General features: G+C 71.2%; 20 protein-coding genes and 1 pseudogene. 11 read left to right on the forward strand and 10 right to left on the reverse strand.

The features are described 5' to 3' along the window. Positions 1-221: 221 nt before the first annotated feature. The 3 genes from ACIPTO_RS16770 (at position 222) to ACIPTO_RS16780 (ending at position 4,231) form a co-directional block, all read left to right on the forward strand. Positions 222-1,316 carry a DUF1996 domain-containing protein gene (locus ACIPTO_RS16770; RefSeq protein WP_366318100.1) on the forward strand — a complete coding sequence of 365 codons (1,095 nt, stop codon included), beginning with the start codon at positions 222-224 and terminating at the stop codon, positions 1,314-1,316. A gap of 11 nt (positions 1,317-1,327) precedes the next feature. Next, positions 1,328-3,106 carry a discoidin domain-containing protein gene (locus ACIPTO_RS16775; protein WP_366318098.1) on the forward strand — a complete coding sequence of 593 codons (1,779 nt, stop codon included), beginning with the start codon at positions 1,328-1,330 and terminating at the stop codon, positions 3,104-3,106. Positions 3,107-3,190: 84 nt separating this feature from the next. Further along, positions 3,191-4,231 carry a LacI family DNA-binding transcriptional regulator gene (locus ACIPTO_RS16780; protein WP_366318096.1) on the forward strand — a complete coding sequence of 347 codons (1,041 nt, stop codon included), beginning with the start codon at positions 3,191-3,193 and terminating at the stop codon, positions 4,229-4,231. Positions 4,232-4,258: 27 nt separating this feature from the next. Here ACIPTO_RS16780 and ACIPTO_RS16785 read toward each other — a convergent pair whose 3' ends face one another. The 3 genes and pseudogenes from ACIPTO_RS16785 to ACIPTO_RS16795 all read right to left on the reverse strand — a co-directional run bounded on the left by ACIPTO_RS16785 (position 4,259) and on the right by ACIPTO_RS16795 (position 7,674). Next, positions 4,259-5,122 carry an endo alpha-1,4 polygalactosaminidase gene (locus tag ACIPTO_RS16785; protein ID WP_401192595.1) on the reverse strand — a complete coding sequence of 288 codons (864 nt, stop codon included), beginning with the start codon at positions 5,120-5,122 and terminating at the stop codon, positions 4,259-4,261. A gap of 235 nt (positions 5,123-5,357) precedes the next feature. Then, positions 5,358-6,440: pseudogene (locus ACIPTO_RS16790) on the reverse strand (sensor histidine kinase); the annotation flags it as partial. 544 nt (positions 6,441-6,984) lie between these two features. Continuing rightward, positions 6,985-7,674, reverse strand: a complete 690-nt coding sequence (locus ACIPTO_RS16795) for a response regulator transcription factor (protein WP_366318090.1) — start codon at positions 7,672-7,674, stop codon at positions 6,985-6,987. Between the two features lie 145 nt (positions 7,675-7,819). Here ACIPTO_RS16795 and ACIPTO_RS16800 point away from each other — a divergent pair, with 145 nt between their 5' ends. Beyond that, a complete protein-coding gene (locus tag ACIPTO_RS16800; RefSeq protein WP_401192598.1) occupies positions 7,820-8,785 on the forward strand; it encodes a PepSY domain-containing protein in 966 nt (321 codons plus the stop codon). 206 nt (positions 8,786-8,991) lie between these two features. Here ACIPTO_RS16800 and ACIPTO_RS16805 read toward each other — a convergent pair whose 3' ends face one another. The 3 genes from ACIPTO_RS16805 to ACIPTO_RS16815 form a co-directional block, all read right to left on the reverse strand. Continuing rightward, positions 8,992-9,486: a helix-turn-helix domain-containing protein gene (locus tag ACIPTO_RS16805; protein ID WP_401192601.1), complete on the reverse strand. Its 495-nt coding sequence runs from the start codon at positions 9,484-9,486 to the stop codon at positions 8,992-8,994. A 283-nt stretch (positions 9,487-9,769) separates the two neighbouring features. Next, entirely contained in the window at positions 9,770-10,906 is a 1,137-nt protein-coding gene (locus tag ACIPTO_RS16810) for a serine hydrolase domain-containing protein (protein WP_401192604.1), read from the reverse strand. 93 nt (positions 10,907-10,999) lie between these two features. Further along, positions 11,000-12,448: an amidohydrolase family protein gene (locus tag ACIPTO_RS16815; protein ID WP_401192607.1), complete on the reverse strand. Its 1,449-nt coding sequence runs from the start codon at positions 12,446-12,448 to the stop codon at positions 11,000-11,002. A gap of 276 nt (positions 12,449-12,724) precedes the next feature. On the opposite strand from ACIPTO_RS16815, the gene ACIPTO_RS16820 reads away from it, so the two are divergent. From ACIPTO_RS16820 to ACIPTO_RS16835, 4 genes are all read left to right on the forward strand, one after another. Further along, complete coding sequence (locus ACIPTO_RS16820; RefSeq protein WP_366318080.1) at positions 12,725-13,546, forward strand: IclR family transcriptional regulator C-terminal domain-containing protein; 822 nt, start codon at positions 12,725-12,727, stop codon at positions 13,544-13,546. Positions 13,547-13,618: 72 nt separating this feature from the next. After that, complete coding sequence (locus ACIPTO_RS16825; RefSeq protein ID WP_401192611.1) at positions 13,619-14,809, forward strand: CaiB/BaiF CoA transferase family protein; 1,191 nt, start codon at positions 13,619-13,621, stop codon at positions 14,807-14,809. After that, positions 14,802-15,644, forward strand: a complete 843-nt coding sequence (locus ACIPTO_RS16830) for a citryl-CoA lyase (protein ID WP_401192614.1) — start codon at positions 14,802-14,804, stop codon at positions 15,642-15,644. Before ACIPTO_RS16825 ends, ACIPTO_RS16830 begins: the two co-directional genes overlap by 8 nt. Positions 15,645-15,699: 55 nt before the next feature. Next, positions 15,700-16,557, forward strand: a complete 858-nt coding sequence (locus ACIPTO_RS16835) for a dioxygenase (protein WP_401192617.1) — start codon at positions 15,700-15,702, stop codon at positions 16,555-16,557. 86 nt (positions 16,558-16,643) lie between these two features. On the opposite strand, the gene ACIPTO_RS16840 is transcribed toward ACIPTO_RS16835, so the two are convergent. Further along, complete coding sequence (locus ACIPTO_RS16840; protein WP_401192620.1) at positions 16,644-17,927, reverse strand: CBM35 domain-containing protein; 1,284 nt, start codon at positions 17,925-17,927, stop codon at positions 16,644-16,646. Between the two features lie 651 nt (positions 17,928-18,578). Between ACIPTO_RS16840 and ACIPTO_RS16845 the strand changes: the two genes are divergently transcribed. Beyond that, a complete protein-coding gene (locus tag ACIPTO_RS16845) occupies positions 18,579-19,748 on the forward strand; it encodes a glycoside hydrolase family 75 protein (RefSeq protein WP_401192623.1) in 1,170 nt (389 codons plus the stop codon). A 163-nt stretch (positions 19,749-19,911) separates the two neighbouring features. Here ACIPTO_RS16845 and ACIPTO_RS16850 read toward each other — a convergent pair whose 3' ends face one another. After that, positions 19,912-20,685, reverse strand: coding sequence for a TetR/AcrR family transcriptional regulator (locus tag ACIPTO_RS16850; protein WP_401192626.1), 774 nt, complete (start codon positions 20,683-20,685; stop codon positions 19,912-19,914). A gap of 289 nt (positions 20,686-20,974) precedes the next feature. Here ACIPTO_RS16850 and ACIPTO_RS16855 point away from each other — a divergent pair, with 289 nt between their 5' ends. Both ACIPTO_RS16855 and ACIPTO_RS16860 read left to right on the forward strand, forming a co-directional pair. Beyond that, positions 20,975-22,687, forward strand: coding sequence for an MFS transporter (locus tag ACIPTO_RS16855; protein ID WP_401192629.1), 1,713 nt, complete (start codon positions 20,975-20,977; stop codon positions 22,685-22,687). 424 nt (positions 22,688-23,111) lie between these two features. Then, entirely contained in the window at positions 23,112-24,224 is a 1,113-nt protein-coding gene (locus ACIPTO_RS16860) for an aminotransferase class V-fold PLP-dependent enzyme (RefSeq protein ID WP_401192631.1), read from the forward strand. 51 nt (positions 24,225-24,275) lie between these two features. Here ACIPTO_RS16860 and ACIPTO_RS16865 read toward each other — a convergent pair whose 3' ends face one another. Together ACIPTO_RS16865 and ACIPTO_RS16870 are read right to left on the reverse strand one after the other, a co-directional pair. Further along, positions 24,276-25,232, reverse strand: coding sequence for an ornithine cyclodeaminase family protein (locus tag ACIPTO_RS16865; RefSeq protein ID WP_401192634.1), 957 nt, complete (start codon positions 25,230-25,232; stop codon positions 24,276-24,278). Beyond that, the gene (locus tag ACIPTO_RS16870) at positions 25,229-26,062 is read right to left on the reverse strand and encodes an IclR family transcriptional regulator (protein WP_401192636.1); all 834 of its coding nucleotides are present in this window, start codon (positions 26,060-26,062) and stop codon (positions 25,229-25,231) included. Before ACIPTO_RS16870 ends, ACIPTO_RS16865 begins: the two co-directional genes overlap by 4 nt. Between the last annotated feature and the right edge of the window lie 111 nt (positions 26,063-26,173).

Consider the following 26,173-nt stretch of genomic DNA (forward strand, 5'->3'; position numbering starts at 1 on the left):
GGAGTTGAAAACCGGCGGGGCCCACTTCCGCCGGATCCCTTGACACCTTGATGACATGGCCCCAACACTCCTCGGCGGGAGAGCGCTCTCCCATCGTCTCCCGGCATCCCCTCGCACCACCGCGACCGATGTTCACGTCATCACGCCATGACGTCGACGTCACGTCATGAGGGCACCGGGCCACCACCTCTGACACCCCCACCGTTCAGGAGGAGGTCTCCATGTCCAGGAGATCGAAAGGTCTGTCAGCCACGCTGATATCCGGCGCGCTCCTGCTGACCACGCTCGGCCTCGGCGGCGTCGCCATCAGCGCCGGCGCACCCGCACCGCACACCGCGGCCGCGCGGTCGTTCGCGGCCACCCACTCCGGTCACGCGATGGCCGCGTCCACGGCCAACTCCCCGGAGGACCCGGACGGCGACGGCTACATCCCCGCGAACCCGCCGGTCACCGGCGTGACACCGTCCACGCAGAATCCGCCGCACCGCTACTTCCACGAGTTCCAGGCCAACTGCTCGGTCACGCACACCCGGCCGGACGACCCCATCGTCTATCCGCAGCAGCCCGGCAAGTCCCACGACCACACCTTCATGGGCAACACGACGACCGACGCCAACAGCACCACCGCCTCGCTGTCGGCCGGCGGCACCACGTGCAAGGCGCCCGGCGACCTGTCCGGCTACTGGATGCCCACGCTGTACAACGGCAGCCAGCAGATCCTTCCCGTCGGCCCGCAGGTCATCTACTACAAGGCCGGGGTCACCGACTACACGAGCGTCCGGCCGTTCCCCAAGGGCCTGCGCTTCGTCGTCGGCAGCCCCACCCAGAGCGCCGACGAGTTCCGGCACCACCCCGGCTTCGTCGAGGGCTGGGAGTGCGGGGACAGCTTCTTCAACACCGAGTTCCCCGCGACCTGCCCGAACCGCGCGGACGTCCAGCTCAACATCCGCTTCCAGGCGCCCAGTTGCTGGGACGGCAAGTACCTCGACACCCCCGACCACAAGAGCCACATGGCCTACCCCGTGGTCAAGCCCGGCACGAACGACAACATGTGCCCGGCCGACCACCCGGTGGCGCTGCCGATGATCGAGTTCAAGATGGCCTTCCCGGTGAACGGCGACATGTCGCAGGTCCGGCTCTCCAGCGGAACGGGCCACAGCTTCCACTACGACTTCTTCAACGCCTGGGACGACCGCACGCTCAAGGCACTGGTCGACCACTGCGTGGTCGGCGGGCTGCAGTGCGACGCGCGTGGCTACGACCAGACCCACCCGGAGGCGGGCGCCGCGCTCGACGCGAACTACCGACTGCCGTAAGGAGCCCGCGCATGCCCCCACGCACCCGCATCCGTACCCGAACGCGAACCCGAACCCGGACACGCCGTATCGCGGCACCCCTCACCGCCGGCGTGCTGACGGCCGGACTCCTCGCCGCACTGCCCGCCGCCCAGGCCCACGCCGCGGGCAGCGTCGTCAAGGTGACCGGCGGCCAGGGCAACTGGCAGCTGACGGTCAACGGGCAGCCGTACCAGGTCAAGGGACTGACCTGGGGCCCGAGCGTCGCCGACGCCGAGAAGTACCTGCCGGACCTGCAGTCCATGGGCGTCAACACGATCCGCACCTGGGGCACCGACGCCTCCAGCAAGCCGCTGTTCGACTCGGCGGCGGCCCACGGGATCAAGGTCGTCGCGGGCTTCTGGCTCCAGCCGGGCGGCGGACCCGGCAGCGGCGGCTGCGTCAACTACCTGACCGACACCGCCTACAAGAACCAGGTCCTCACCGAGTTCCCCCAGTGGGTCCAGACCTACAAGGACAACCCCGGCGTGCTCATGTGGGACGTCGGCAACGAGTCGGTGCTCGGACTCCAGAACTGCTACAGCGGCGACGAGTTGGAGCGGCAGCGCGACGCCTACACCACCCTCGTCAACGACATCACCAAGAAGATCCACGCCGTCGACCCCAACCACCCGGTCACGTCCACCGACGCCTGGGTCGGTGCCTGGCCCTACTTCAAGAAGAACGCGCCGGACCTCGATCTGTACGCCGTCAACTCCTACAACGCGGTCTGCGACATCAAGTCCGCCTGGCAGCAAGGGGGTTACACCAAGCCCTACATCGTCACCGAGACCGGCCCGGCCGGCGAGTGGGAGGTCCCGAACGACGCCAACGGCGTTCCGCTGGAGCCCTCCGACCAGGCCAAGGCCGACGGCTACACCCGCGCCTGGAACTGTGTCACCGGGCACAAGGGGGTCGCGCTCGGCGCCACGATGTTCCACTATGGCACCGAGTACGACTTCGGCGGCATCTGGTTCAACCTGCTGCCCGCGGGCCAGAAGCGGCTGTCGTACTACGCGGTGAAGCGCGCCTACGGGGGTGACACCAGCCATGACAACACCCCGCCGGTCATCTCCGACCTGACCGTCGAGGGCGGCGCGGGCCAGGTGCAGGCGGGACGCGACCTGGTGCTGTCCGTGCGGGCCACCGACCCCGACGGCGACCCGATCTCGTACGAGGTCCTCGACAACAGCAACTACATCGACCAGAGCAAGAACCTGGTCTCACTGCCGTCCACGAACCTGGGCGGCGGCCGGCTGAGGATCACCGCACCGGACCGTCCGGGCGTCTGGAAGGTGTACGTCAAGGCGACGGACGGACGGGGCAACGTCGGCGTCGAGACCCGCTCGATCCGGGTCGTCCCACCGGTGCCGTCCGGTACCGACGTGGCCCGGGGCAGACCCGCCACCGCCTCGTCCTACCAGGCGAGTTACGGCGACTGCCCCTGTACGGCGGCCAACGCCGTGGACGGCAACCAGGCCACGCGGTGGGCCAGTGACTGGAGCGATCCCCAGTGGCTCCAGGTCGATCTCGGCACCCGCACCACGTTCCGGCACGTCCAGTTGTCCTGGGAGGCCTCGTACGCCAAGGCCTACACGATCCAGACCTCCGACGACGGCCAGAACTGGCAGACCGTGCGCACCGTTTCCGACGGCAACGGAGGGATCGACGACTTCGACGTCACCGGGACCGGCCGCTACGTCCGCGTCAACGGCACGGCGCGGGGCACGGGTTGGGGGTATTCGCTGTACGAGTTCGGCGTCTACGCCTGACGGACGAGCGCTCTCCCGGAGTGTCCTGACCGCTCCGGGAGAGCGCTCTATTGCCCCGCACCGCACGTCCGTTAGGGTGCCCGCATGAGCAGACAGGCCCCGACGCTGGAGGACGTCGCCCGGGAGGCCGGCGTCTCCCGGGCCACCGTGTCCCGGGTCGTCAACGGCATCCGCAACGTGGATCCGGAGATACAGGAAGTGGTCCGCCGGGCCATCGAGCGGACGGGTTACGCGCCCAACAGGGCCGCCCGCTCCCTGGTGACCCGGCGGGCCGAGACCGTGGCCCTGGTGGTGTCCGGCGCCGGGGACATCACCGGGGAGGGCCAGGACACCTTCGCCACACGGGTGTTCGCCGATCCGTTCTTCGGACGGGTGGTCGGCGGCATCGTCGGCTTCCTGCGCCCCCGCTCGATGCACCCCGTCCTGATGTTCTCCGAGTCGGCCGAGGCGCGGGAGGAGGTGCTGACCTATCTGCGTCAAGGCCGCGCGGACGGCGCGCTGGTGGTCTCCACCCATGCCGACGACCCGCTGCCCGCGCTGCTCGCCGACGCCGGGCTGCCGGCGGTGCTGTTCGCCCGCCCCTCCCGTCCGGTCCCGCTCAGCTATGTGGACCTGGCGCACCGGGACGGCGGGCGCCTCGCCGCCGAGCATCTCCTCGCCCGCGGCTGCCGTCGGCCCGCCACGGTCTGCGGCCCCTTGGACGTGGCGGCGAGCCAGGAGCGGCTGGCCGGGTTCCGTGACACGCTCGCCCGCCACGGCCACCCTCATGTCCCGGTCGCGGAGGGCGAGTTCACCCTCGACAGCGGACTCGCGGCGATGTCGGACCTGCTGGCCCGGCAACCCGGCCTGGACGGTGTGTTCGCCGCCAACGACCTCATGGCGCAGGGCGTCTGCGAGGCCGTGCAGCAGCAGGGACTCCGGGTGCCCGAAGACATCGCGGTGGTCGGCTTCGACGACTCCAGCGTCGCCGTGACCTGCCACCCCCGGCTGACCACGATCCGCCAGCCGGTCGAGGAGATGGCGGCGGAGATGGCCCGCCTGCTCGACGAACACATCCACGGCGTACGCGCCGAGCCGACGTCGGTCGTCTTCGACCCGGAACTGATCGTTCGCGATTCGGCTTAGCGCGGGCGCCGGCGCCCCGGCCGGTCGTCAGTAGTCGGCGCAGGTCTCGCGGACGTAGCCGTCGTGGGCGGCCGGGGTGACGTCGAGGTCCCGCCGCACGATGCTGATCCGGTCGCCCCAGCCCGCGCAGGCCTTCTCCATGCCCTTCTCCGTGTACTCGACGACGATGACGTGGTCGCCGAACGCGTCGACGTAGGAGCCGCATTCGTCGTACTGTCCGCACTCCTCCACCACCGCGAAGTCGAGGCCGACCCGCTTGTGGTCCTTGGCGAGTTCGAGGGTGTTCTTCTGGGCGATGGCGAGGTGCCGGGCGTGCGCGTGGCGGGCGAGCAGCGTCTGGAACGCCTCGGCGTCGGCCGCCGTGAGCAGTCCGTGCGGGGCGCGGGTGTAGCTGTCGTAGTTGTCCGGCTCGACGGCGTCGAATCCCTTGTCGGCGCACGAGTCGATCCAGTCGTCGACCTTCTCCGCGATCCGCGCGCGCTTGGCCGGGGTGCCGATGTCGAGCATGGCCTCGCCCCAGTCCTTGTCCATGACGACCTTCCCGGAGCGGTCGCGCAGGAGGAGGTCGGCGTCCCAGTCCCCCTCCGCGTCCGGCTGGGCCTGGAACGCGTTGACGTAGCAGATGTTGTAGAGGCCCGGGGCGGGTGAGGCGGTGTGGTCGCGGGAGACGACGGAGACGCCCTTCGGCGGGGCGTAGGCGCCGCCGAGTTGGTAGTCGACGCCGGCGTGGACGGGAGGTGCGGACACCTTCGTCTTCGGAGTGCTCGGCGAGGAGTCGGTGGCGGAACCTGAGCCGGAGCCGGAGCAGCCGGCGGCGGCGAGGACGGTCGCGGTGAGGGCGGCGGAGAGGGGCACGGTGACGCGGCGGGAGCCGGCCCGGGACTTGCGCATGACGGTCTGCCTCTGGATGCGGGAGCATGCCCCGCCTCGGACACGCTGCATCCTGGCGACTGGGGCCGGACTGACGGCTCGAAGGCCTGGGTCACCGGCTGGGAATGCCTTGGTTGTGCGGACCGTGGGGGTGGTGGGCGGTCCGGTGCCGTGACGATATCAAAGCCGACGCGAGCCGTTCGTGGCGGCCGAAGACCTGGTCGGCGGGTGTGCGGGCGTCGGCGAGGGGCTGCGGTCAGGCGGGGGCGCCGCCGGTGTCGTGCGGTGCGCGCGGCAGGGTGACCAGGAAGGCCGCGCCGCCCGACGCGGCCTCGGTGACGGTGAGGTCGCCTCCGTGGTTGCGCACGACGTCCCGTGCGATGGCCAGTCCGAGTCCGGCCCCGCCGTCGTCGCGACTGCGTGCCTCGTCGAGGCGGACGAAGCGCTCGAAGACCCGGGGCCGGTCGGCGGGCGCGATGCCGTGGCCGTCGTCGGCGACCGTGAGCACGACGTCGTCACCCGCGCGGGCCAGGGTCACGGTGATCGTGGTGGCGGTGTGCCGCTGCGCGTTGTCGAGGAGGTTGCCGAGGACACGGGTCAACTGGCTTCGGCTGCCCAGGACTTGGGGTACGTCCTCGTCGTCGGCCCGCATCTCGGGGGCCACCGGGTCCGTCGGTGCGCGCCGGGCGACCTCCTCCCGTACGAGTGCCGTCAGGTCGAGGCGGGCGTGGCCGGGTTGTTCGCCCGCGTCGAGCCTGGCGAGCAGCAGCAGGTCGGCGGCGAGGTGCTGGAGGCGTACGACGTCGTGGTGGAGATCCCCGGTGTCCAGCAGCCCGGGATGCTGGTCGGCGACCTCGATCTGGGTGCGCAACGAGGCGATGGGGCTGCGGAGTTCGTGGGAGGCGTCGGCGACGAAGCGGTGCTGGCGTTCGACGGACTGCTCCAGCGCGGCCAGGGTCTGGTTCGTGGTGCGGGCGAGGCGGCCGATCTCGTCCCGGGAACGGGGAACCGGGACCCGCCGGGTCAGGTCCCCGCTGCCGGTGATCGCGGCCATCTCGGCGCGGATGCCCTCCACCGGGCGCAGGGCCCGCCGGGTGACCAGCCAGGTCACGCCGGCCACCACGAGCAGCAGGAACGGCAGCGCGGCGAGCATGGTGCGGGTGACCTGGTCGAGGGTGACCTGTTCGTCCGCGAGCGAGGTGCCCGCGTAGACGGTGTACGAGCGGCCGTCGTACGTCGTGCCCTGCACGGCCGCGAAACCGTAGTCGTGGCTGCGGTCGCCGAGCCGCACCGCCAGCGTCTCGCGGTCCACGTCGGTGCTCACCTTGCCGCGTGCCGGGGCACCGGTCGCGCTGTCGTCGGTCGTGGTGTCGTGGGTCGCCGAGTCGTCGGTCCTCGTGTCGTCGCTCCCGTCGCCTCCGCGACCGCTGCCCCGGCCACTCCCCCGGCCGCCGTGGCGGTCGCCACCGCCGTCGTCGTCATCGTCGTCGTCGGTCGAAGCAGCCGTGGCGGTGGGGGCCGTGGCGGCACCGGAGCCGGTGGGCGCGGTGCTCGGTGTGCCGGTCGCGGCGGGGGCGGGCGCGAAGTCCGTGAGGGCGCCGCGTCCGTGCAGCGCGTCGCCGGCGGCGAGGACCCGGCCGCCGGAGTCGACGACCTGGACCAGCCGGTCCCGGTCGTCGGGCAGGTCCAGGGCGGTGAAGTCCCCGGTGAGCGCCGCCTGGGCGCCCGCCACCGTACGGGCGGTGACCTCGGACTCCAGGGCCGCCCGGTCGGTCAGGTTGTGGCGCAGGACGGCGATCACAGCGATGCCGGTGACGACGAGGGCGAAGGAGACGACCAGGGTCGCGGCGAGCGCGGCGCGGGCGCGGACGGAGGCGAGCGGCCTAGGCATGGAGACCGCCGTCGGTCTCCAGCCGGTATCCGGCGCCCCGCACGGTCGTGATGGCGCGTCGGCCGAAGGGGGTGTCGAGTTTGCGGCGCAGGGCGCTGACGTGGACCTCGACGACGTTGGGGTCGCCGTCGTAGGCGAAGTCCCAGACCTGGGCGAGGATGTCCGTCTTCGACACCACCTGTCCCGCGTGCAGGGCGAGATGCTCCAGGACCGCGAACTCCCGCGCGGTCAGGGCTATGTCGGTCCCCGCCCGTTCGACGCGGCGGGCGGCCTGGTCGACGGCGAGGTCTCCGAAGCGCAGGACGGGGGCGGTGCCCGCGCGGTTGCGGCGGCGGAGCAGCGCGCGGATGCGGGCCTGGAGGACGACGTAGGAGAAGGGTTTGGTGAGGTAGTCGTCGGCGCCGGTGTCGAGGCCCTCCGCCTCGTCGTACTCGCCGTCCTTCGCGGTGAGCATCAGGATCGGGGTCTCGTCGCCCTCGGCCCTCAACCGGCCGCAGATCCGGTAGCCGTTGAGGCCGGGCAGCATGATGTCGAGGACGATCAGGTCGTAGTCCCGGTCCTGTGCCAGGCGCAGACCGGCGAGCCCGTCGTGGGCCACGTCGACGACGAACCCCTCGGCGGACAGGCCGCGGGCGAGGGCGGCGGCGAGGCGTCTTTCGTCCTCCACGATCAGCAGGCGCATGGGCACAGGGTCGCAGACCGTTCCTGAAGCGGTCTTCAGGAAGCTTCAGCGTGGCTTCAGGGTCGCTCCCGCAGGGTGGTCGACATCGGGCCGGGCGTGCTCCTGCGGGGCACGTCCCGGCCGTGACCGAGGGAAAGGACCACAGATGATGAACGCTTCCCAGGGCTTCACGACCGGCCGTCGGCGCACCGTGGTGGCCGTGCTCGCGGTGACCGCGGTGCTCGGCGGGGCGGGGGCCGTCACGGCGGTGGCCGTCGCCGACGACGGCGGTCACCACGGCACGTCACCCGGCACCCACCGCACGGAGGGCGCGGACGACTCCCGGTCGACGGGTACGGCGACCGACCTCGTCCGGGCCGTCACCGCGGGCGTGGCGGAACTGCCGGGTACGGTCACCGCCGTCGAACTCGACGAGCACCGCGGACGGACCGTCTGGAAGGTGGAGATCGTCGCCGCCGGGGGCGCACGGCACGAGGTGACCGTGAACGCGGCCGACGGCACGGTCACCGGCAGCAGGTCCGACGGCGCCGACGACGGCGAGGCCGCCCTGGCCCGCGCGGCCCGCACGGATCTGGCGGCGGCGGTCCGCACCGCGCTGGCCCGGGTCCCCGGCTCGGCCACGTCCGTGGAGGTCGACGACTTGGGCGGGTCGGCCGCCTGGGAGGTGGAGATCGCCGGCAAGGACGGCACGGCACACGAGGTGACGGTCGCCGCCTCCTCCGGGAAGGTCACCGCCGTACGGACCTACGACGCCCACCACCACGGCCGCTCGGCCGACGGTACGGACGACGACCGGGGCCGCCACGGCGGCGACGACGGCCTGACCGGCCGGACCACGGACGACGGCAGGGCTCGCCACTCCACTCCCGAGGACCGTCCCGGCCGGCACGCGGTCGAGGACGACCCGGCCCGCCACGACGCGGACGACGACCGGTCGGGGGCGGGGACCGACGACGACACGACGATTCACCACCGGTCGCACGAGGGGACGGACGACGGGTCGGGGCACGGGCGTGGGCGTGGGTCCGATGACGGGTCGGGGCACGGGCGCGGGCACGGATCCGACGACACGTCAGGTCACGGCAGGGGGCGCGGATCTGACGACGCGTAGCCCGAACTGCGTTTGCGGCCAAGGGTGTTCACGCTTCGGGCATCGCGCGTGAGTTCATGGCCGGCCGTCGCGTGAGGGTCGCGGTCCCGGTGGTGCTGTCCGGGCCGCGATCCCGTCAGCGGTCCGTCACTGGGTCGCGTCTAACTGACACCGGTGGACGCGGGACCAGGCGCGGCCCTCTTCAACCGGCCGTGGAGCGGCCGGAGTCAGCGTGGTCCGCCACGGCTCCAGGTCGGTCTCGACTGCCGCGGTCTCGGGACCGCAGGCTGCGGTACGACGGGCTGCCCGGTGGCCTGGGCCAGCCGGAGGGGGGTGAGGTCCAGGACGCGCAGCAGCGCTGACGTCTGCCGTCCGTCGCCGCTCCACTTGTTCGTCTCCTCGGCCCGCTCGTACTGCGCCGGGTCCATCCCGATCGTCCGGGCCAGTCTGTCCGTGCTGAACTGCCGTACCAGCCGGTGTTCCGTCAGGGTGCGCGGCGACTCGATCCCCATCAGGTCCTGGGTCCGGCACCAGAGGACGTCCGCGAGGGCGAACAGCTCGTCCTCCGTGGGGCGGTACTCGCCGGCCTCCCAGGCGTGGACCAGCGGGATGTCCACGACGACTCCGCAGGCGTTCATCTGTTCCGCCACCTGGTGGGGCGTCAGCCCCAGGCCCTGCCTGGCCGACCTGGCGGTGTCAGGGGAGAACGGCGGTCGGTTCACTGGTCGGCCTCTCTGTCGCTGCTGCCACGGACCGGGTCCGTGCGTCCCGGAGGCTCCTGCCGGAGGTCGGGAGACGCGAGCGCGGAGGCGAGCCCTCCGCACGGGCACCCCGGACGGTCGTGATCTTGGAAAGAGAGTTTCGTCGCCGGATCACGGGGACCGTGACGTGTGCGGGCACTCCTGCCCTGCCGTACCTCAGACCTGCCCGTTCGGGCGATCCGGCCGTCCGGCGGGCCCGTCCCGAAGGGCATGGTGATCCGCACGGCCGGTCGTCCCGGGACGCTCACACGGTCGCGGCGTACGTCCAGAAGTCGCCCATCCACCCGGGGAAGGCCGGACCGGACAGGCCGCAGGGGGTGAACAGGACGGTGACCGTGTCGGTCGTCGGGTCGACGTACGCGGCGGTGCCGGTGCCGCCCACCCAGCCGTAACGGCCGGGGGTGTTCCACGGTTCTACGGAGGTGACGTCGACCGAGCCGCCGTATCCCCAGCCCTGGCCCTGGAGGAAGAGATCGGCCTCGGCGCGCTGGTCCGCGGTGAGGTGATCCGTCGTCATGAGGCGTACGGACTCCGGCGAGAGGACCGTTCCGCCGCCGGCGAGCAGCATGCGGCCGAAGGCGCGCCAGTCCGCGGCGGTGGACACCAGGCCTCCCGCGCCCGAGGCGAAGGCGGGCGGGGTGGACCAGGCGCCGTCGGCGCCGTCGGCGAAGGTCCTGGTGCCGTCGGGGGCTGTCAGGTAGTAGGGGGTGAGACGGTGGCGGCGCGCTGCCGGTACGGCGAAGGCCGTGTCCTTCATCCCGAGCGGCTCGAAGATCCGCTCGGCCAGGAACTCCGGCAGCCCGCGCCCGGCGGCCCGGGCCACCAGCACGCCTTGCAGGTCGGAGCTGGCGTTGTACAGGAAGGCCTCTCCGGGCTGCCGCAGCAGGGGCACGTCGGCGAGGGCGGCGACCCACTCGTCCGGGTCCAGCGGCGAGCGGGGTCCTCCGTTGTACACGGCCACGTCGGCGAACAGGGGCTGGACGGCGGGCGCGGTGAAGTCGGCCCCGAAGCCCCATCCCGAGCGCGACGACAGGACGTCCTCCACGGTGATGGGACGGTCGGCCGGCACCACGTCGTCCGGTCCGCTCGCGGGAGTGCGGACGACCTTCGGGGACGCCAGTTCCGGGAGCCAGCGCGCGATCGGCGCGTCCGGGGTGAGCACGCCGTCGTCGATGAGGGCCAGCACGGCGGCGGCGGTGACGGGCTTGGTGACCGAGGAGAGCCGGAAGAGGGCGTCGGCCTGCATCGGGGTCGTGCCATCGGGTTCCGTGGTTCCGGCGGCCGCGATCTCCACCTCGCCGGAGCGGTCCACGAGGGCGACCGCTCCGGGGAAGGCTCCTTCGGCGACGTGCTTCTCCAACAGTGCGGTCAGGTCGTTCATCAGGCTCTGCCCCTCGTGTCACGGCCGGCGGTCGGTATGTCTCTACGACCGGCCGCCGGACCGGAACTCATCGGTGCAGGCCCGCACGCCTCCTCAACTGCCGTGGGTCGAGGTGCTGCGGTAGTCGGTGTACGTGTAGGGGTTGTCGAGGACCTTGGCCTCGGGGACGTCCGGGTTCATGCCCTTCTCCCAGGCGTCCTCGCCCATCGTCGACCGCAGGTGGTCGACGGTCTGCTCCACGGTGCGCCGGACCGCGGCGAGGTCGGTGTCGAGCAGGCGGTGCTCGTGCTTGACGACTCGGCCGTCGACCAGGACGGTGTGCACGTCGCCGCGCTGGGCCTGGAAGGCCACGTGGCCGTACGGGTTGAGCACCGGGAACGAGACCGGTGAGTGGTCGTTCTTCAGCAGGACGAGGTCGGCCTTCTTGCCCACCTCGATGCTGCCCAGGTCGCGTTCGCGGCCAAGTGCCCTGGCCCCGCCGAGAGTTGCCCACTCGACCACCTGGTCGGCACGCAGCGCGACATGGGTGACGGTCTCGCCGCCGGCGTGGGCCTCCAGGTGCTCGCGGGCGCGGTCGGCGCCGAGTGTGGTGCGCATGGCGGAGAACAGGTCTCCGCTCCACCACACGCTGGTGTCCATCGACAGGGAGACGGGGATGTCGTGGGAGCGGACCGCCCAGGTCGTCGGATAGCCCTGGCCCGCGCTCTGCTCGCTCTCCGTGGACACCGAGACCGAGCCGCCGGTGGCCGCGATGCGCTGGTAGGAGTCGGTGGACAGGGTGGAGGCGTGGACGTAGACCGTCTCGGGGGTCATGAAGCCGTGTTCGTGCATGAGCCGGATGCCGTCGTCGTTGGTGGCGCCCCAGACCCCGGCGTGGGTGGTGACGGCCACGCCCAGGTCGCGCGCGACCTCGAAGGCGGGCTTCTCGGGGAAGGCCGGGTCACCGGTGACGTCGAAGGCGAGCTGGAAGCCGAGCATGTCGTCGCCGGTGATGCGGCGGCGCACGAAGTCCCGGAACTCCGGTGCCGCGGTCCATTCCGCCGGGGCCTGCTGGATGTTGCCGTAGGCGAGGACGAAGCGGCCGGGGACGGCCTGGAGGGCGTCGACGGCCGCGTCCGCGTGCTCGGCCGTCTGCAGTCCGTGCGACCAGTCGACGACCGTGGTCACCCCGGCGTCCAGCGCCTCGACGGCGGCCAGGAGATTCCCCGCGTGCACGTCCTCGGGCCGGAAGGCCCTGCCGTGTTCGAGGTAGTACCAGACGAAGTACTGGGTCAGGGTCCAGTCGGCGCCGTAGCCGCGCATCGCCGTCTGCCACATGTGCCGGTGGGTGTCGATCATGCCGGGCATCACGATGCCGTCGGACGCGTCGATCTCCGCGGTGCCCTCCGGTACGGCGAGGTTCGGGCCGACGGCGGTGATCCGGTCGCCGGTCACGAGCACGTCGGTGTCGCTCAGCACCCGGCGCGCACGGTCCATGGGCAGTACGGTGCCGCCGCGCAGGACGACGGGGCGTCCCTTCTGGAATGGGGTGGACTGACTCATCACTGGATCTCCCACTCGACACCGGACGCCTGTCCGCATGACGGCTACTGCTGATTGGTGACCGATCGTCGTCAGGGTGTCGTCCGGTGTCAATACTCCGCGGATTCCGAATTCCGCCCGGGAATGTCCTCAGCTGTCCGCTCCACGGTCCCACCAGAGGCCGCCCCGCCCGAGCGGCAGGGACATTCACCTTCCCCGCTGCGTAGAGTGCCCTCGACAAGGTGTCCGTACGGCGGACACCCCGGAGCGAAGCCCACGGCGACCAGAGGAGCCACCATGCCGCGCGAAGGAACCGGACCCGATTTCATCGAGGCGCTGGCCCGGGGTCTGGAGGTCATCACCGCCTTCCGGCCCCGGCAGCCCGTGATGTCACTGTCCGACGTGGCGACCGCGACCGGGCTGGCCAGGCCGACCGCCCGCCGGATCCTGCTCACGCTGACCGAACTGGGCTACGTGCGCCAGCAGTCCGGCGGCTTCGTGCTGACCCCGCGCGTGCTGGACCTCGGCGTCGCCTACGTCCGCTCGACGGGACTGTGGGACGTGGCCCGCCCGCACCTGGAGTGGCTGGTGGAGCGCACGAACGAGTCCTGCTCGATCGCCCAGCTCGACGGCTCCGACATCGTCTACGTCGCCCGGGTCTCGGTGCCCAGGATCGTGACCCTCGCCGTGCAGATCGGCACCCGCTTCCCCGCGCTGCCCACCTCGCTCGGCAAGGTCCTGCTGGCCGCGCTGCCGCCCGACGAGGCGGCGCGGGTCCTCGCGGAGCCGAGCCGCTCGGGCCTGGACTCCGTGTGGCACCCCGGCCGGGCCGAATGGGAGGCGGAGCTGCGCGAGGTGCGCGCGCGGGGCTGGGCGATGACCGACGAGCAACTGGCCAGGGGCATCCGCTCGGTGGCCGCTCCGCTGCGCGACGGTTCTGGCCGCGTCGTCGCGAGCGTCAACGTGAACGCCCACGCGGCGGAGACCTCCGTGGAGGTGCTGCTCAACGACTACCTGCCGCTCCTCCTCCAGGCCGCCGGCGAGATCAGCGTGGACTTCGCCCGACTGGAGTCCGCACCCCATGCCGTCCGGCCGTCCGGCGCGACCGTGACGTCTTGACGCCTCCGCCGTCCTGGACAGAGAATCGCTGTCCGGACGACTGTCCGGTGTACGGACAGGAAGGCGCGGTTCATGTCGCAGAACGCCGAGCACACACCGCCGGGCCCGGTGGGCCCGCTCTCCGGGGTGCTGGTCGCGGACTTCTCACGCATCCTTGCCGGGCCGTACGCCACGATGCTGCTCGCCGACCTGGGGGCCGACGTCGTGAAGGTCGAGGGACCGGCCGGCGACGACACCCGCGCCTGGATGCCGCCCACACGGGACGAGGTGTCGACCTACTACCTCGGGGTCAACCGGGGCAAGCGGTCGATCGCCCTCGACCTGCGGGACGCGGACGACGCCGAGATCGCCCGGAGCCTCGCCCGCCGCGCGGACGTCCTGATCGAGAACCTCAAACCGGGCGGCATGGCGAAGTACGGCCTGGACTACGACTCGCTCCGGCAGGACAACCCCGGGCTCGTCTACACGTCGATCACCGGCTTCGGCACCGGACCCGGCCGGCACGTCCCCGGCTACGACCTCATGGTGCAGGCCATCTCGGGGCTGATGAGCCTGACGGGCGACCCGGACGGACCGCCCTACCGGGCCGGGATATCCGTGTTCGACGTGATGGCAGGCAACCACGCCACGATCGGCATCCTCGCCGCACTGCGCCACCGCGACGCCACCGGCACGGGCCAGCTCGTCGAGGTGAACCTCCTGTCCTCGGCCCTGACCGGACTGGTCAACCACAGCTCGGCCTACGTCGCAGGCGACACCGTGCCCTACCGGATGGGCAACGCCCACCCCAGCGTCTTCCCCTACGAACCGCTGCCCACCGCCGACAACGACCTCATCGTGACGGCCGCCAACGACGGCCAGTTCCGCAAGCTGTGCGAGGTCCTCGGCATCCCCGAAGTGGCCGACGACCCGCGGTTCGCGCGCAACGCCGACCGCACCGCCCACCGGGACCTGCTGCGGCCGCTGCTGGCCGAGCGGCTGAAGACGCGCGGCGCCACCGAGTGGTTCGAGGCGCTGGTGGAGGCCGGGGTACCGAGCGGACCGATCAACACCATCGACGGCGGCTTCGCCATGGCCGACCGCTTCGGACTCGACCCGGTCGTCACCGTAGGAGAAGGGGACCGCGCGGTGCCCACCACACGGCATCCCATCCGGCTCTCCGCCACGCCCGCCTCCTATCGGCTGCCGCCGCCCGAACTCGACGAACACGGCGCGGAGTTGCGCGCCTGGCTGTCCGGACCGCAGGAGGCCGACCATGGCTGAGCCGACACCCCGCCCCGTCTACCCCACGGCACTCGGCGCCTCCAGCCTCCGGACCATCACCCTGCTCGGGCACGACCTGGCCGAGGACATCATGGGCTCGGTCGGCTTCGGTGAACTCGCGTTCTGGCTCGCCACCCAGCGGCGGCCCACACCCGGCGAGACCCGTGTCTTCGAGGCCGTGCTCGCGGCCCTGGCCGACCACGGTTTCACCCCGACGGCCATCGTCACCCGCCTGACCTACCTCTCCGCCCCCGACTCGGTCCAGGGCGCACTCGCCGCCGGACTGCTCGGCGGCGGCTCCCGGTTCCTCGGCGTCACCGAGGACACCGGCCGCTTCCTGCACGACGTACTGGAGTCCCTCGACGGAGACCTGCCCACCGACGAGGCCGGCTGGGACGCGGTCGCGCTGCGCACGGTCGAACGGCGGCGCGCGGCCGGGGAGTTCGTCCCCGGACTGGGGCACCATGTGCACAAGGAGGGCGACCCCCGCACACCGAGGCTGATCCGGATCGCCCAGGAGGAAGGTGTCTACGGCCCGCATCTGCGGCTGTTCGCCGCCATCGGCCGGGTGCACCCGAAGGTGCTGCACCGGACGCTCCCGCTGAACGGAGCGGGAGTGTGCGGCGCCGCCCTCGCGGATCTCGGCCTCCCGCTCGAACTCCTGCGCGGCTTCGCGCTGTTGGCCCGGACCGCCGGACTGATCGGCCAACTCGCCGAGGAACTGCGCCACCCCGTCGCACAGGACGTCTTCCTCTCCGTCGACCTCAACAACTCCCCTGTCCGGCCGGAGCCCTACACCCCGGACCCGCTCACGAGGGACCGTCGCGGGGACTGACCCCGCGCCCGCCCCGCCACCATCCACCCGCACCGCAGACCAAGGAGCCACGACCGTGTTCGTCGACGAGGACAACATCACCGAGCTGGCCGTCGAGCGGTGGGCCACGGCTCACTCCCCGCGGCTGGGCGAGCTGATGACCGCGCTGGTCCGCCATCTGCACGCCTTCTCGCGCGAGGTGCGGCTCACCGAGGACGAGTGGATGGCCGCGATCGAGTGGCTGACCGCGGCCGGCGGGATCAGCGACGAGAAGCGCCAGGAACTGATCCTCACCTCCGACGTGCTCGGACTGAGCACGCTGGTCGTCCAGTTGAACAACACGTTCACCCCGCAGGCGACCCCCGCCACGGTGCTCGGGCCGTTCCACATCGACGGCTCACCGACCGCGCCCCACGGCTTCGACATGTCGGACGGCGTCCCGGGCACACCGCTGTTCATCACAGGCAAGGTGACCGACACCGAGGGCAAGCCCCTCGCCGGCGCCGTGCTCGACGTCTGGCAGGCCGACGCGGAAGGCGCCTACGAGGCCCAGCTCCCCGAGATCGACGAGGCACGCCTGCGGGCCAAGTACCGCACCCGGGAGGACGGCACCTACTGCATCCGCACCATCGCGCCGCGCGGGTACGCCATCCCCATGGACGGTCCCGTCGGCGACCTGATGCGCAGGACGGACATCAGCCACTTCCGGCCCGCCCACGTCCACTTCCTGATCGACGAGCCGGGCTACCGGAAACTCATCACCCATCTGTTCCAGGCGGGCAGCGACTATCTCGACTCCGACGTCGTCTTCGGCACGAAGGACGCGTTGATCATCCCGTTCAGCGAACACCCGGCCGGCACCGCACCCGACGGCGGCACGCTCGAAGTGCCGTACCTGCACGCCGAGTACGACTTCGCCCTCCAGCCCCGCTGACGGCTGACGGCTGACGGCTGACGTGTGTGACCGGTGGCTTGTGGGCCACCGGTCACGGGTTCAGGACGGTGGACGCGGCGGTTGGGTCACACGACGATGCGGTCGAGGTTGGGTGCCCCGGCGGAGGGGTTGGAGAACTCGATGGTGTTGGTACCGGCCTTGAGCTGCACGGTGACGTCCTTGGTGACCACCGTGTTGTAGTCCGGTGTCTCGGGGAAACTCACGGTCTGCTTGACCCCGTTGACCGTCACGACCGCGCTACGGGCCTGGCCGACACTCATGAACGACACACTCATGGTGTAACTGCCCGCCGCCGGCTCGGAGACATTGCTGAAGGTCGCCGTCCCGCCACTGCCGAGATAACTCAGCTTCTTCCCGCCCGAGCAGTGCGCACAGTTCGTGACCGTCGTCCCCCCGGCCAACGTCGCCGCCTCAGCCTCGTACGACACACCGCCCCCACCCGACGGAGGAGTCGTACCGCCGCCGGTGATCTTGTTGAAGATCCGGGAGTAGGCGTATCCGGTGCCCTTGTCGTAGCCGTCGACCTCCCAGAAGGACAGTTCCTGGACGCCGTTGGTGGCGGCGAAGGACTCCAGGGTGCCGGCGTTGGCCTGGGTGAAGTTCTCGTCGTCGTCGTTCTTGCCGGCGATCGGGGTCAGGCCCATGCGTCCGTAGGCCTGGGCGGTCGAGATGCCGTAGAGCGAGGCGAGTTGGGCGGCGGTGGCCTTGGCCGCGGACAGCGAGTCGTTGAGGGCGTTCTCGCCGTCGCCGAAGTCCATGGTCATGATGTTGACCAGGTTGACCTTGACGCCTTTGCTCTTGGCGTCCTTGAGCAGGTTGAGCGTGTCGGACTCCAGGCCGGACGGGTCGACGGCCAGGGTGTAGTCGACCTCGACGTTCGGGTTCTGGGCCTGGAGGGCGGCGAGGGCCTGGTTGCGCCGGGTGTTGGCCGCGGTGTCGCCCAGGGTGTCGCCTTCGATGTCGAAGTCGAGCCGGGTGATGCCGTACGTGTTGACCACACTGGCGTAGGCGGCGGTGAGTGCCGAGACGGACGTGCAGGTCTGCGCCAGTTCTCCGCCTTCCGCTCCGCCGAAGGAGATGATGACGTTTCCGCCGGCCGCCTTGAGGGAGTTGACCTGCGAGGTGAAGGCGCCCAGTGCGCTGTTGCCCGCCTCCCACTGCGGAGTGCAGCCCGACTTGGGGATGAGGAAGGCCAGAGTGTAGTCGTTGAGCCCGGTGGCTTTCATGTCGGCCGCCATGTCACCGGCCGTGCCGCTGGAGAGTTCGAGGTAGGGCGCGGCGTAGTGGGCCGGGAAGGCGTTCGCCGCCTGAGGACTGGCGCTGGCGGTCGCGTTGATGTTCAGCGCCACCACCGCTATCGGAAGTGTCGAAACAAGCCCCTTGGCAAGTCGTGACCATGTCACGTGGGTCCTCCAGTGGGAATCGAGACAGGGCATGCCCGAGAAGCCGGCCCTTGACAGCAACTGCCGGGTTTTCAAACGCAGTCAGAGCGCCGCGAGCCGCGTCGAGGTGATGGGTGCACAGGCGATGGCGTGGGGGATGCGGTGACGTCTCGTCGGCGGCGCCCGCAGTCAATCCCTCCGTGACGGGACCCGTCAATACAATGGAATGGAAAGTTTCCTAACAGAGCATCCGCACACGGAGTCGGACCCCAGAGGGACGTACTCCGCGACAGCCGGAAGCCGACAACCGGCGCCCCCCGAGGGCCACTTGGCCGGCCGCCGCCACCCGGATCGGGGCCGAGGCGGGGCCAGGAGAGGGCGCCGCCCCGATTGCCGCCGCAGCCGCCACGCCAAGTACTGGTTGACCTGCACACTTAAAGACTGACATGGCGTCAGGACGGCGGGCCGGGCCTCTCGTTGGAGGTATGGACTTAGTAAAGCTCCTTAACGAGACGATTGTGTGACTGCGGCCACCCCTGCTTCCGTCTGTTAGGAAACGTTACTAACGAACCACGGAGGCCAAACACCGCCATGTCATCGATCCGTACGCGCCTCGCTGTGGCAGCCGCCTCAGCCGTCGCGCTCGCCGCTCCGTTCGCCGTCGGCCACGCCGACGCCGCGACGACCCCCACAGCAGCCAACGCGGCCCAGGCCGCCACCTCGTACACCGCCGCCCAGGTCCTGGCGGGCGTCAAGCAGAACTCGACGGCCGCCAACCAGGTCAACACCAAACCGCACATCAACACCATGACGCGGGCTCAGAACGTCAACGTGTACCAGGTCGCCCCGGGCGTGTACTCCTACACCTCCGGCATGGCCATCGACACCGACGGCAGCGACTCCGACCCCGATCCCGACCACCAGGGCGAGACGACCTGGGAGGACAGCAACGGCCAGGCGCTGGGCGCCCATCACGTGCCGTTCTACGTCCTGGGCGACGACTGCTGGGACCGCAAGAGCCCCTGCCCGCACTTCTACTACAAAGAGCGCGGGATGTCGGGCCGGCAGTTCGCGCTGATGTTCTACAACGGCAAGGTCATCGGCTCGATCTTCGGCGACACCCAGACCGCGAACAGCCAGACCACCTCGGACAACGACTCCCGCGAACTGGGCGAGGCGTCCGTGAAGGCGGCCCAACTGCTCGGCATACCCAGCAGCGGAACCACCGGCGGTGTCGACGACGGCGTGACCGTGGTGATGTTCTCCGGTTCGAAGTGGGTCGTCAACGGCACCAACTCCAGCCTCAACACCAACACCCAGGCCCTGGTCCAGACGGCCCTGGACAGCCTCGGCGCGAGCATGAACGGTGGCACGACTCCCCCGACAAGCCCGCCGCCCACCTCACCTCCGTCGGGTGGGGGCGGTGTGTCGTACGAGGCTGAGGCGGCGACGTTGGCCGGGGGGACGACGGTCACGAACTGTGCGCACTGCTCGGGCGGGAAGAAGCTGAGTTATCTCGGCAGTGGCGGGACGGCGACCTTCAGCAATGTCTCCGAGCCGGCGGCGGGCAGTTACACCATGAGTGTGTCGTTCATGAGTGTCGGCCAGGCCCGTAGCGCGGTCGTGACGGTCAACGGGGTCAAGCAGACCGTGAACTTCCCCGAGACACCCGACTACAACACGGTGGTCACCAAGGACGTCACCGTGCAGCTCAAGGCCGGTACCAACACCATCGAGTTCTCCAACCCCTCCGCCGGGGCACCCAACCTCGACCGCATCATCGTGTGACCCAATGCCCCAACCACCCCGTCTACGGACCTGAACCCTGATCCCCGACCTGTGACCGGTGGCCCACAAGCCACCGGTCACTCCGGCGTGAGGTGGACCAACCGGCCGAGGAGCGCGGCCCGTTCAGGTCAGGCCGGTTCAGGTCGGGTGAAGCCGGTCCGGGTCAGGCCGGGTCGCGCGGCAGGTAGCTCGCGAGGCCGCGCAGGATGATCTCCAGGCCGATGTCGAACCGTTCGTCGGAGGAGTCCGTCACCATGACCCCGGCGAGGGCGCGCAGATGCGGGAAGTCCTCGGCGGGCAGGGCCGCGAAGTAGTTCTGCATCTCGCCGGCCATGTCACGCCAGTCCGGGCGGGCGGGCGAGGAGGCGTCCGCGTTCTGCTGCTCGGCCCGGTCCCGCCACATGCCCTCCTCCAGCACGAACCCGTCGATGTAGGTCGAGATGAGGTCGCTGGCCTCCGCCGCGATGCGGTCGGGCAGCCCCGCGGTACGGAACACCCCCAGCAGCGCCTCGACATGGGGCAGGAGTTCGGCGGTGAAGGGGACGTGGGCCATGGAGATCCTGGCCATGTCCCGGTGCGCCAGCAGGCGCCGCCGCCCCTCGACGGCGTACGCACGCACCTCCTCCTGCCAGCGCTCCGGGTCGGTCTCGGGTGGCTCGAAGCCGTCGAAGAGGCGGGTGTACATGAGTTCCAGGACGTCGTCCTTGGAGCTGACGTGGGCGTAGAGGGCGGAGACGGTGACCCCGAGTTCGGCCGCGACCTGACGCATCGACAGGCCCTCGAGCCCCTGCCGGTCGAGGACGGTGAAGGCGGCGTCGACGACGCGCTCGCGTGACAGGGGGGTACGGGCCGGGGTGACACGTGCAGGTGCCGGGCGCTCGCGCTCCCAGGGGGAGGGCGGGGGCGATGCGGGGGTGTCGGCGGCCGCGTCAGTCATAGGGACAGTCTAGGCGCCGGGAGAGCGGTGTTCTCTTCGGGTGAGCAGCGTTCACCGCGAGACACGCGATATATCTTGTCTTCGCCGAGCACTTGCGCTATATCTTAATGAACGCCGTTCTCTCGGTGAGCGGTGTTCTGTTAAAGTGAACACTGTTCTCCGGGGCTCGGTTACTTCTCCCCCGCTTCACCCCGGTCTCCCCCAGGGAGCCGAGACGCAGCAACCGTCCGTTCCACCGCACCCGCGGGTCGTTCCCGCGGGCGTGCCCTTTCCGATTCGAGGAGTTCCGATGTCCACCACCGGTGTCGCGTCCACGGAGACGCCCATCGACTCACCAGCGCCTTACCGGTGGCGCTGGGCGGCGCTCTTCGTGATCCTGGCGGCCGAGGTGATGGACCTCCTCGACGCCGTCGTCACGAACATCGCCGGCCCTTCCATGCGGGCCGACCTCGGCGGCGGAGCCTCCACGCTGCAATGGCTGGCCGCCGCCTACACCCTGTCGATGGCGGTCGGGCTCGTCACCGGCGGACGGCTCGGGGACATCCACGGCCGCCGCCGGATGTTCCTGGTGGGAGCTGCCGGATTCACGCTGGGCTCCCTGCTCTGCGCGATTTCCGTGTCGCCCGAGATGCTGATCGGCGCGCGGATCGTGCAGGGCCTGTTCGGCGCGGTGATGCTGCCGCAGGGCCTCGGCATGATCAAGGAGATGTTCCCGCCGAAGGAGTCCCAGAAGGCGTTCGGCATGTTCGGCCCGGTCATGGGGCTGTCCGCGGTGTGCGGGCCGATCCTGGCGGGCTGGCTCGTCGACGCGGACTACTTCGGCACCGGCTGGCGCATGATCTTCCTGATCAACCTGCCGCTCGGGGCCGCGGCGATCCTCGGCGCCCTGCGCTACCTGCCGCGCGGACGCTCCGAGACCAAGCCGCGGCTCGACATCCCCGGCATGCTCCTGGTCTCGCTGGCCGCACTGCTCCTCATCTTCCCGCTGGTGCAGGGGCGTGAGTACGACTGGCCCGTGTGGACGTTCGTGATGATGGCCGCGTCGATCGCCGTCTTCGCGGTCTTCGCCCAGTACGAGTCGTCGCGCAGCCGGAACGGCCAGGACCCGCTGGTCGTCCCGAGTCTCTTCCGCAAGCGCGGCTTCAGCGGCGGCATGGTCCTCGGCCTGGTCTTCTTCTCGACCATGCAGGGCTTCATGCTGGTGTTCAACCTGTACACGCAGATCGGCCTCGGCTACTCGCCGCTCAAGGCGGGCCTGGTGATGGTGCCCTGGTCCGGCGGCATGATCGTCGGCTTCGGGGTCGCGCAGGGCTTCGTCCGTTTCGGTCGCGCCGTGCTCCAGGCGGGCACGGTGGTCATGGCGCTCGGAGTGTTCGGCGTCTGGCTGACCCTCGACCAGGTCGGGTCCGGCGTCGGCCCCTGGCAGCTCCTGCCGTCACTGCTGGTCACCGGCATCGGCATGGGTCTGCTCATGGCGCCCTTCTTCGACATCGTCCTCGCCAGCGTCGAACAGCACGAGACCGGTTCGGCGTCCGGCACGATGACCGCGGTGCAGCAGCTCGGCGGCGCGTTCGGCGTGGCCATCCTGGGCACCGTGTTCTTCGGCCTGCTGGGCGGCGGGATCGCCGGTGCGGTGGACCACCACTCGGACGACCTGCGCGGCCAGCTGACCGTGGCCCACGTCGCTCCGGCGACGCAGGACCGCGTCGTCGCCGACCTGCGCCGGTGCGCCTCCGACCGTGCCACTGCCAAGGACCCCGCGGCGACCCCGGCGTCCTGCGCTCTCCTGGGGAAGGACACCCGCTCTGCGGTGACCACGCCCGAGGCAGGCGCCCGGATATCCGCCGCCCTGGAGACCACCGCCTCGTCTGCCTTCCGCAGCGGTTTCGGTTCCGTCATGCAGACGCTGCTCTGGATCGTCGACGGAATGCTCGCACTGACCCTCCTGCTCTCCTTCCTCCTGCCGCGCCACGCCCGCCCCGAGGGTTCCGCCGGTCACTGAGCCCGGCCGGCAACCGGCACGCACGGGGCGGTCGTAGAACCTTCGAGGCTACGACCGCCTCGTGGTCCGTGTCGGCACGGCAAGCGGTGGGGTGGGTCGGGCCTGCGGTGCGTGGTCCCGGGCCGGGTTCCGCGCCGTACGGTCCGGGATCGCGGAGGGCACGCGGGACTCACGCGGACCATTCGCCGGCCGTGGTCCGTCGCGCGGGGACGATGTCCGTTCACCCCGGTCAGGCCCGAGCGGGGCGCGCCGCGTAGCGTGCGGGCAGGCGGGAACACGCGCGTGCCGACCGGTGGCGGAGACCGCTCGGCGAGCCGCGCGGCAGCCCGCCGCACACGACCGCACACAACCGCCGTAACCCCAGCAGACCCCGCGGACCCCACGCATCCCGCGGATCCCGCACCCTCCCGGAAGGACGTGCCCCGTGCTCACGTCGTACGCAGATCACTTCGACACGCCTGCGGGATATCTCGACTTCGCGCGGTTCGGGCCGCCGTCGCGGGACGTGGTGGCCGCGACGGCGCGGGCCATGGAGGAGTCCGCTCGTGCCGACCACACCACCGTGGACGGTCTGATGGACGCGGAAGCGGTGGCACGCGACACGGCCGCCCGCCTGGCCGGTACCGACGGCCGCCACACGGTGCTTCTCCCGAACGCGTCCACCGGGCTGTTCCACGCCGCTCTCGGAATCCCTGCGGGCGTCGTCCTCGCACCGCGCACCGACTTCCCGGCCAACCACTATCCGTGGCGGCGCAGCGCCGAACTCGGCCGGGCCGAACCGCGCTGGCTCGATCCCGTACCCGGTGCGGGAGTCACCCCCGATCTCGTCCGCGCCGCGCTGACCGACGACGTCGTCGGTGTGTCCGTCAGTGCCGTCGACTTCCGCACCGGCTTCCGTGCCGACCTCGCCGCACTGCGCGAGGCGATCGGACCGGACCGGCTGCTGATCGTGGACGCCATCCAGGCGTTCGGGGTGGCGCGGATGGCCTGGGACGCGGCCGACGTGGTGGTCGCGGGCGGTCAGAAATGGCTGCGCGCGGGGTGGGCCACCGGCTTCGCGATCCTGTCGGGCCGTGCCCTGGAGTCCCTGGAACCGGTCCTCACCGGCTGGACGGGGGTCGAGGACGTCGGTGTCTTCGACGGGACCGAGCACGCGCCCGCCGGGGACGCGCGGCGCTGGTCGATCACCAACCTGAGCCCGGTGACGGCCACCGCGTTCGCTGCCGCCCTCGGGCTGGTCGAGCGCTACACGGTCGCGGAGATCGAGGCCGCGATCGCCCTGCGGGTCGCCGAGTTGACCGAGGTCGTCGAGGAGCACGGCGGTCGCGTGCTCTCCCCCGCCGACCCGGCGCGGCGGGCGGGCGTCCTCTCCTTCGCGATGCCGGGGCACGATCCGTCCGTCGTCGCGAAGGCGCTGCACGGCGAGGGGGTCACGCCGACCGTCCGCGCCGACTCCCTCCGCTTCTCCCCGCACGCCTCGACTCCGCCTGAAGCGTGCGCCCGGGTGGCAACGGCGCTTGCCTCGCTGGGGAGTTGACCCGACCGAGCGCCGAACGCCAGGCGTACGGCTGTCACCCGGCCCCGTCCCTCACAGGTCCACGCGCACGCCCCACCCCCGTTCGAGCGCCACGTCGTAGGCGACCCGGACCGCCGCGACGTCGAGGGCGGCGTGGCCGGTGGACTTGAAGACGGTGAGGGCATCGGTGTCACCGGCACGGCCCGGATGGCTTCCGTCGAGCACGGAGCCGAGGAGGGTCACCGTCCGGCCGGGGGCGAGATCCTGGAGTTCATGCGCGCCCGCCGGTGGTGGTTCGGTGGCCGCGCCGGTCCACTCGGCGAACAGGACCGCGTCCCGGACGATGCCGGGGTCCAGTTCGGGGCCGTGGGAGCCGCCGACCGACGAGACATGGACGCCGGGACCGAGCCACTCGCGTCGGACGACGGGCGCGGTGGCGTCGGTGCAGCAGAACACCACATCGGCCTCGCGGACCGCTTCCTCGACACCGGCGGCGACCCGTGCGCCCGGATAGAGCGCTGCCGCCGCACCGGCCCGTACCGGATCGCGGCCCGCCACCGTGACCTCGGCCTCCGGCAGCACCGTCGCGAGCAGCGCCAGCTGGGCGCGGGCCTGGGCGCCGGTCCCGACCACGGTCACCCGGCCGAGTCCGGGGCGGGCGGCGAGGGCCAGCGCGCCGCGGGTGGCGACGGCCGCCGTGCGGACCTCGGTCAGCGATTCGCCGTCCACGAGCGCCAGCGGCCGTCCGTCGTGTTCGTCGAACAGTGCCACCAGCCCCCGGTGGAAACCGCGCCCGGGGTGCCGTGGGTCGGCGGTCACGGTCACCAGTTTCGCGGCCGGCCCGAGCCCGGGGACATAGCCGGGCATCGCGCCGAGCAGGCCGGTCGGGGTCCGTGCGGCGATCCGTGGCGGTACGGAGACCTCGTCGCGGGCGACGGAGACCAGGGCTCGGCCCACCGCGTCGAGGACGGCGTCGGGCAGCAGGGCGGCGGCCGTCTGCCGACGGTCCAGCACCAGGAGGCCGTTCACCGGCCGGCCTCCGTCCTACCGGCGGTCAGGGTCGTTCCGGCGGTCGGAGGCGTACCCGCCATCAGGGCCGTACCGGCCGTCGGGGCCGTGCCGGCGGTCAGTGCCGCGCCCAGCTCATCCGCCGCCGTGCGCAACTCCCGTTCCACCGAGGCCAGTTCGGGTCCGTCGAACTCGGCGACCGGTCCCACGACCGTCAGGGCGCACACCGGAGCGCCGGGGTCGGGCACCACCGCCCTGCTGACGGAGGCCACGAGTTTGTCGTTACGCCCGCGCTCCACGGCGACGCCGGTCCGTTCCACCTCGGCCAACTCCCTTTCCACGTCCGCTGCTTCATCGCCGAGTCCGGCCAACCACCGTGCCCTGGCGTCCGGTTCGAGGGCGGCGACCAGGGCCAGCGGCCCGGCGAACCGTCGTACCGGAAGCAGGTCGCCCCGCAAGTGGCTGATCATGGCCAGCCGTTCGGGCCTGACCACGTCGATCACCCGGGCGCCGCCCTCCTCCAGCACCTGGAGGTTGACCATCATCGAGGTCGCGGCGGACAGCCGTTCCAGCACCGGACGGGCCAGCGCGGTCAGCGAGTTGCCCGCGGCCGAGGCCGACATCCGGAGCACGGCGGCACCGGGCAGATAGCGGTCACCGGCCCGCAGCACCCAGCCCCGCCTGACCAGGTCCAGCAGGATCCGGTAGGCGGTGGCGCGGTGCAGGTCCACCTCGGCGGCGAGATCGGTCAGCCGTACCGGGTGGGGTGCGCGCGAGACGGCCTCGACCAGGTCGAGCGCCTTGTCGACGGCGGACCGGGGCGGTGCCGGGGCACGGGGGGCGACGGGCATGGCGGCGGTTCTTCCCTTTCGTCCGCGGTGCGGCCACGGACCGGGGGTCCGGGCACGGCGGCCTGTCCGGTTCGGGTCCTTGCGGTGATCCGACGGTGGCGGAGTACAGTT

Origin of the sequence: Streptomyces sp. NPDC090083, assembly GCF_044747445.1 — a bacterium.
Lineage (GTDB): Bacteria > Actinomycetota > Actinomycetes > Streptomycetales > Streptomycetaceae > Streptomyces.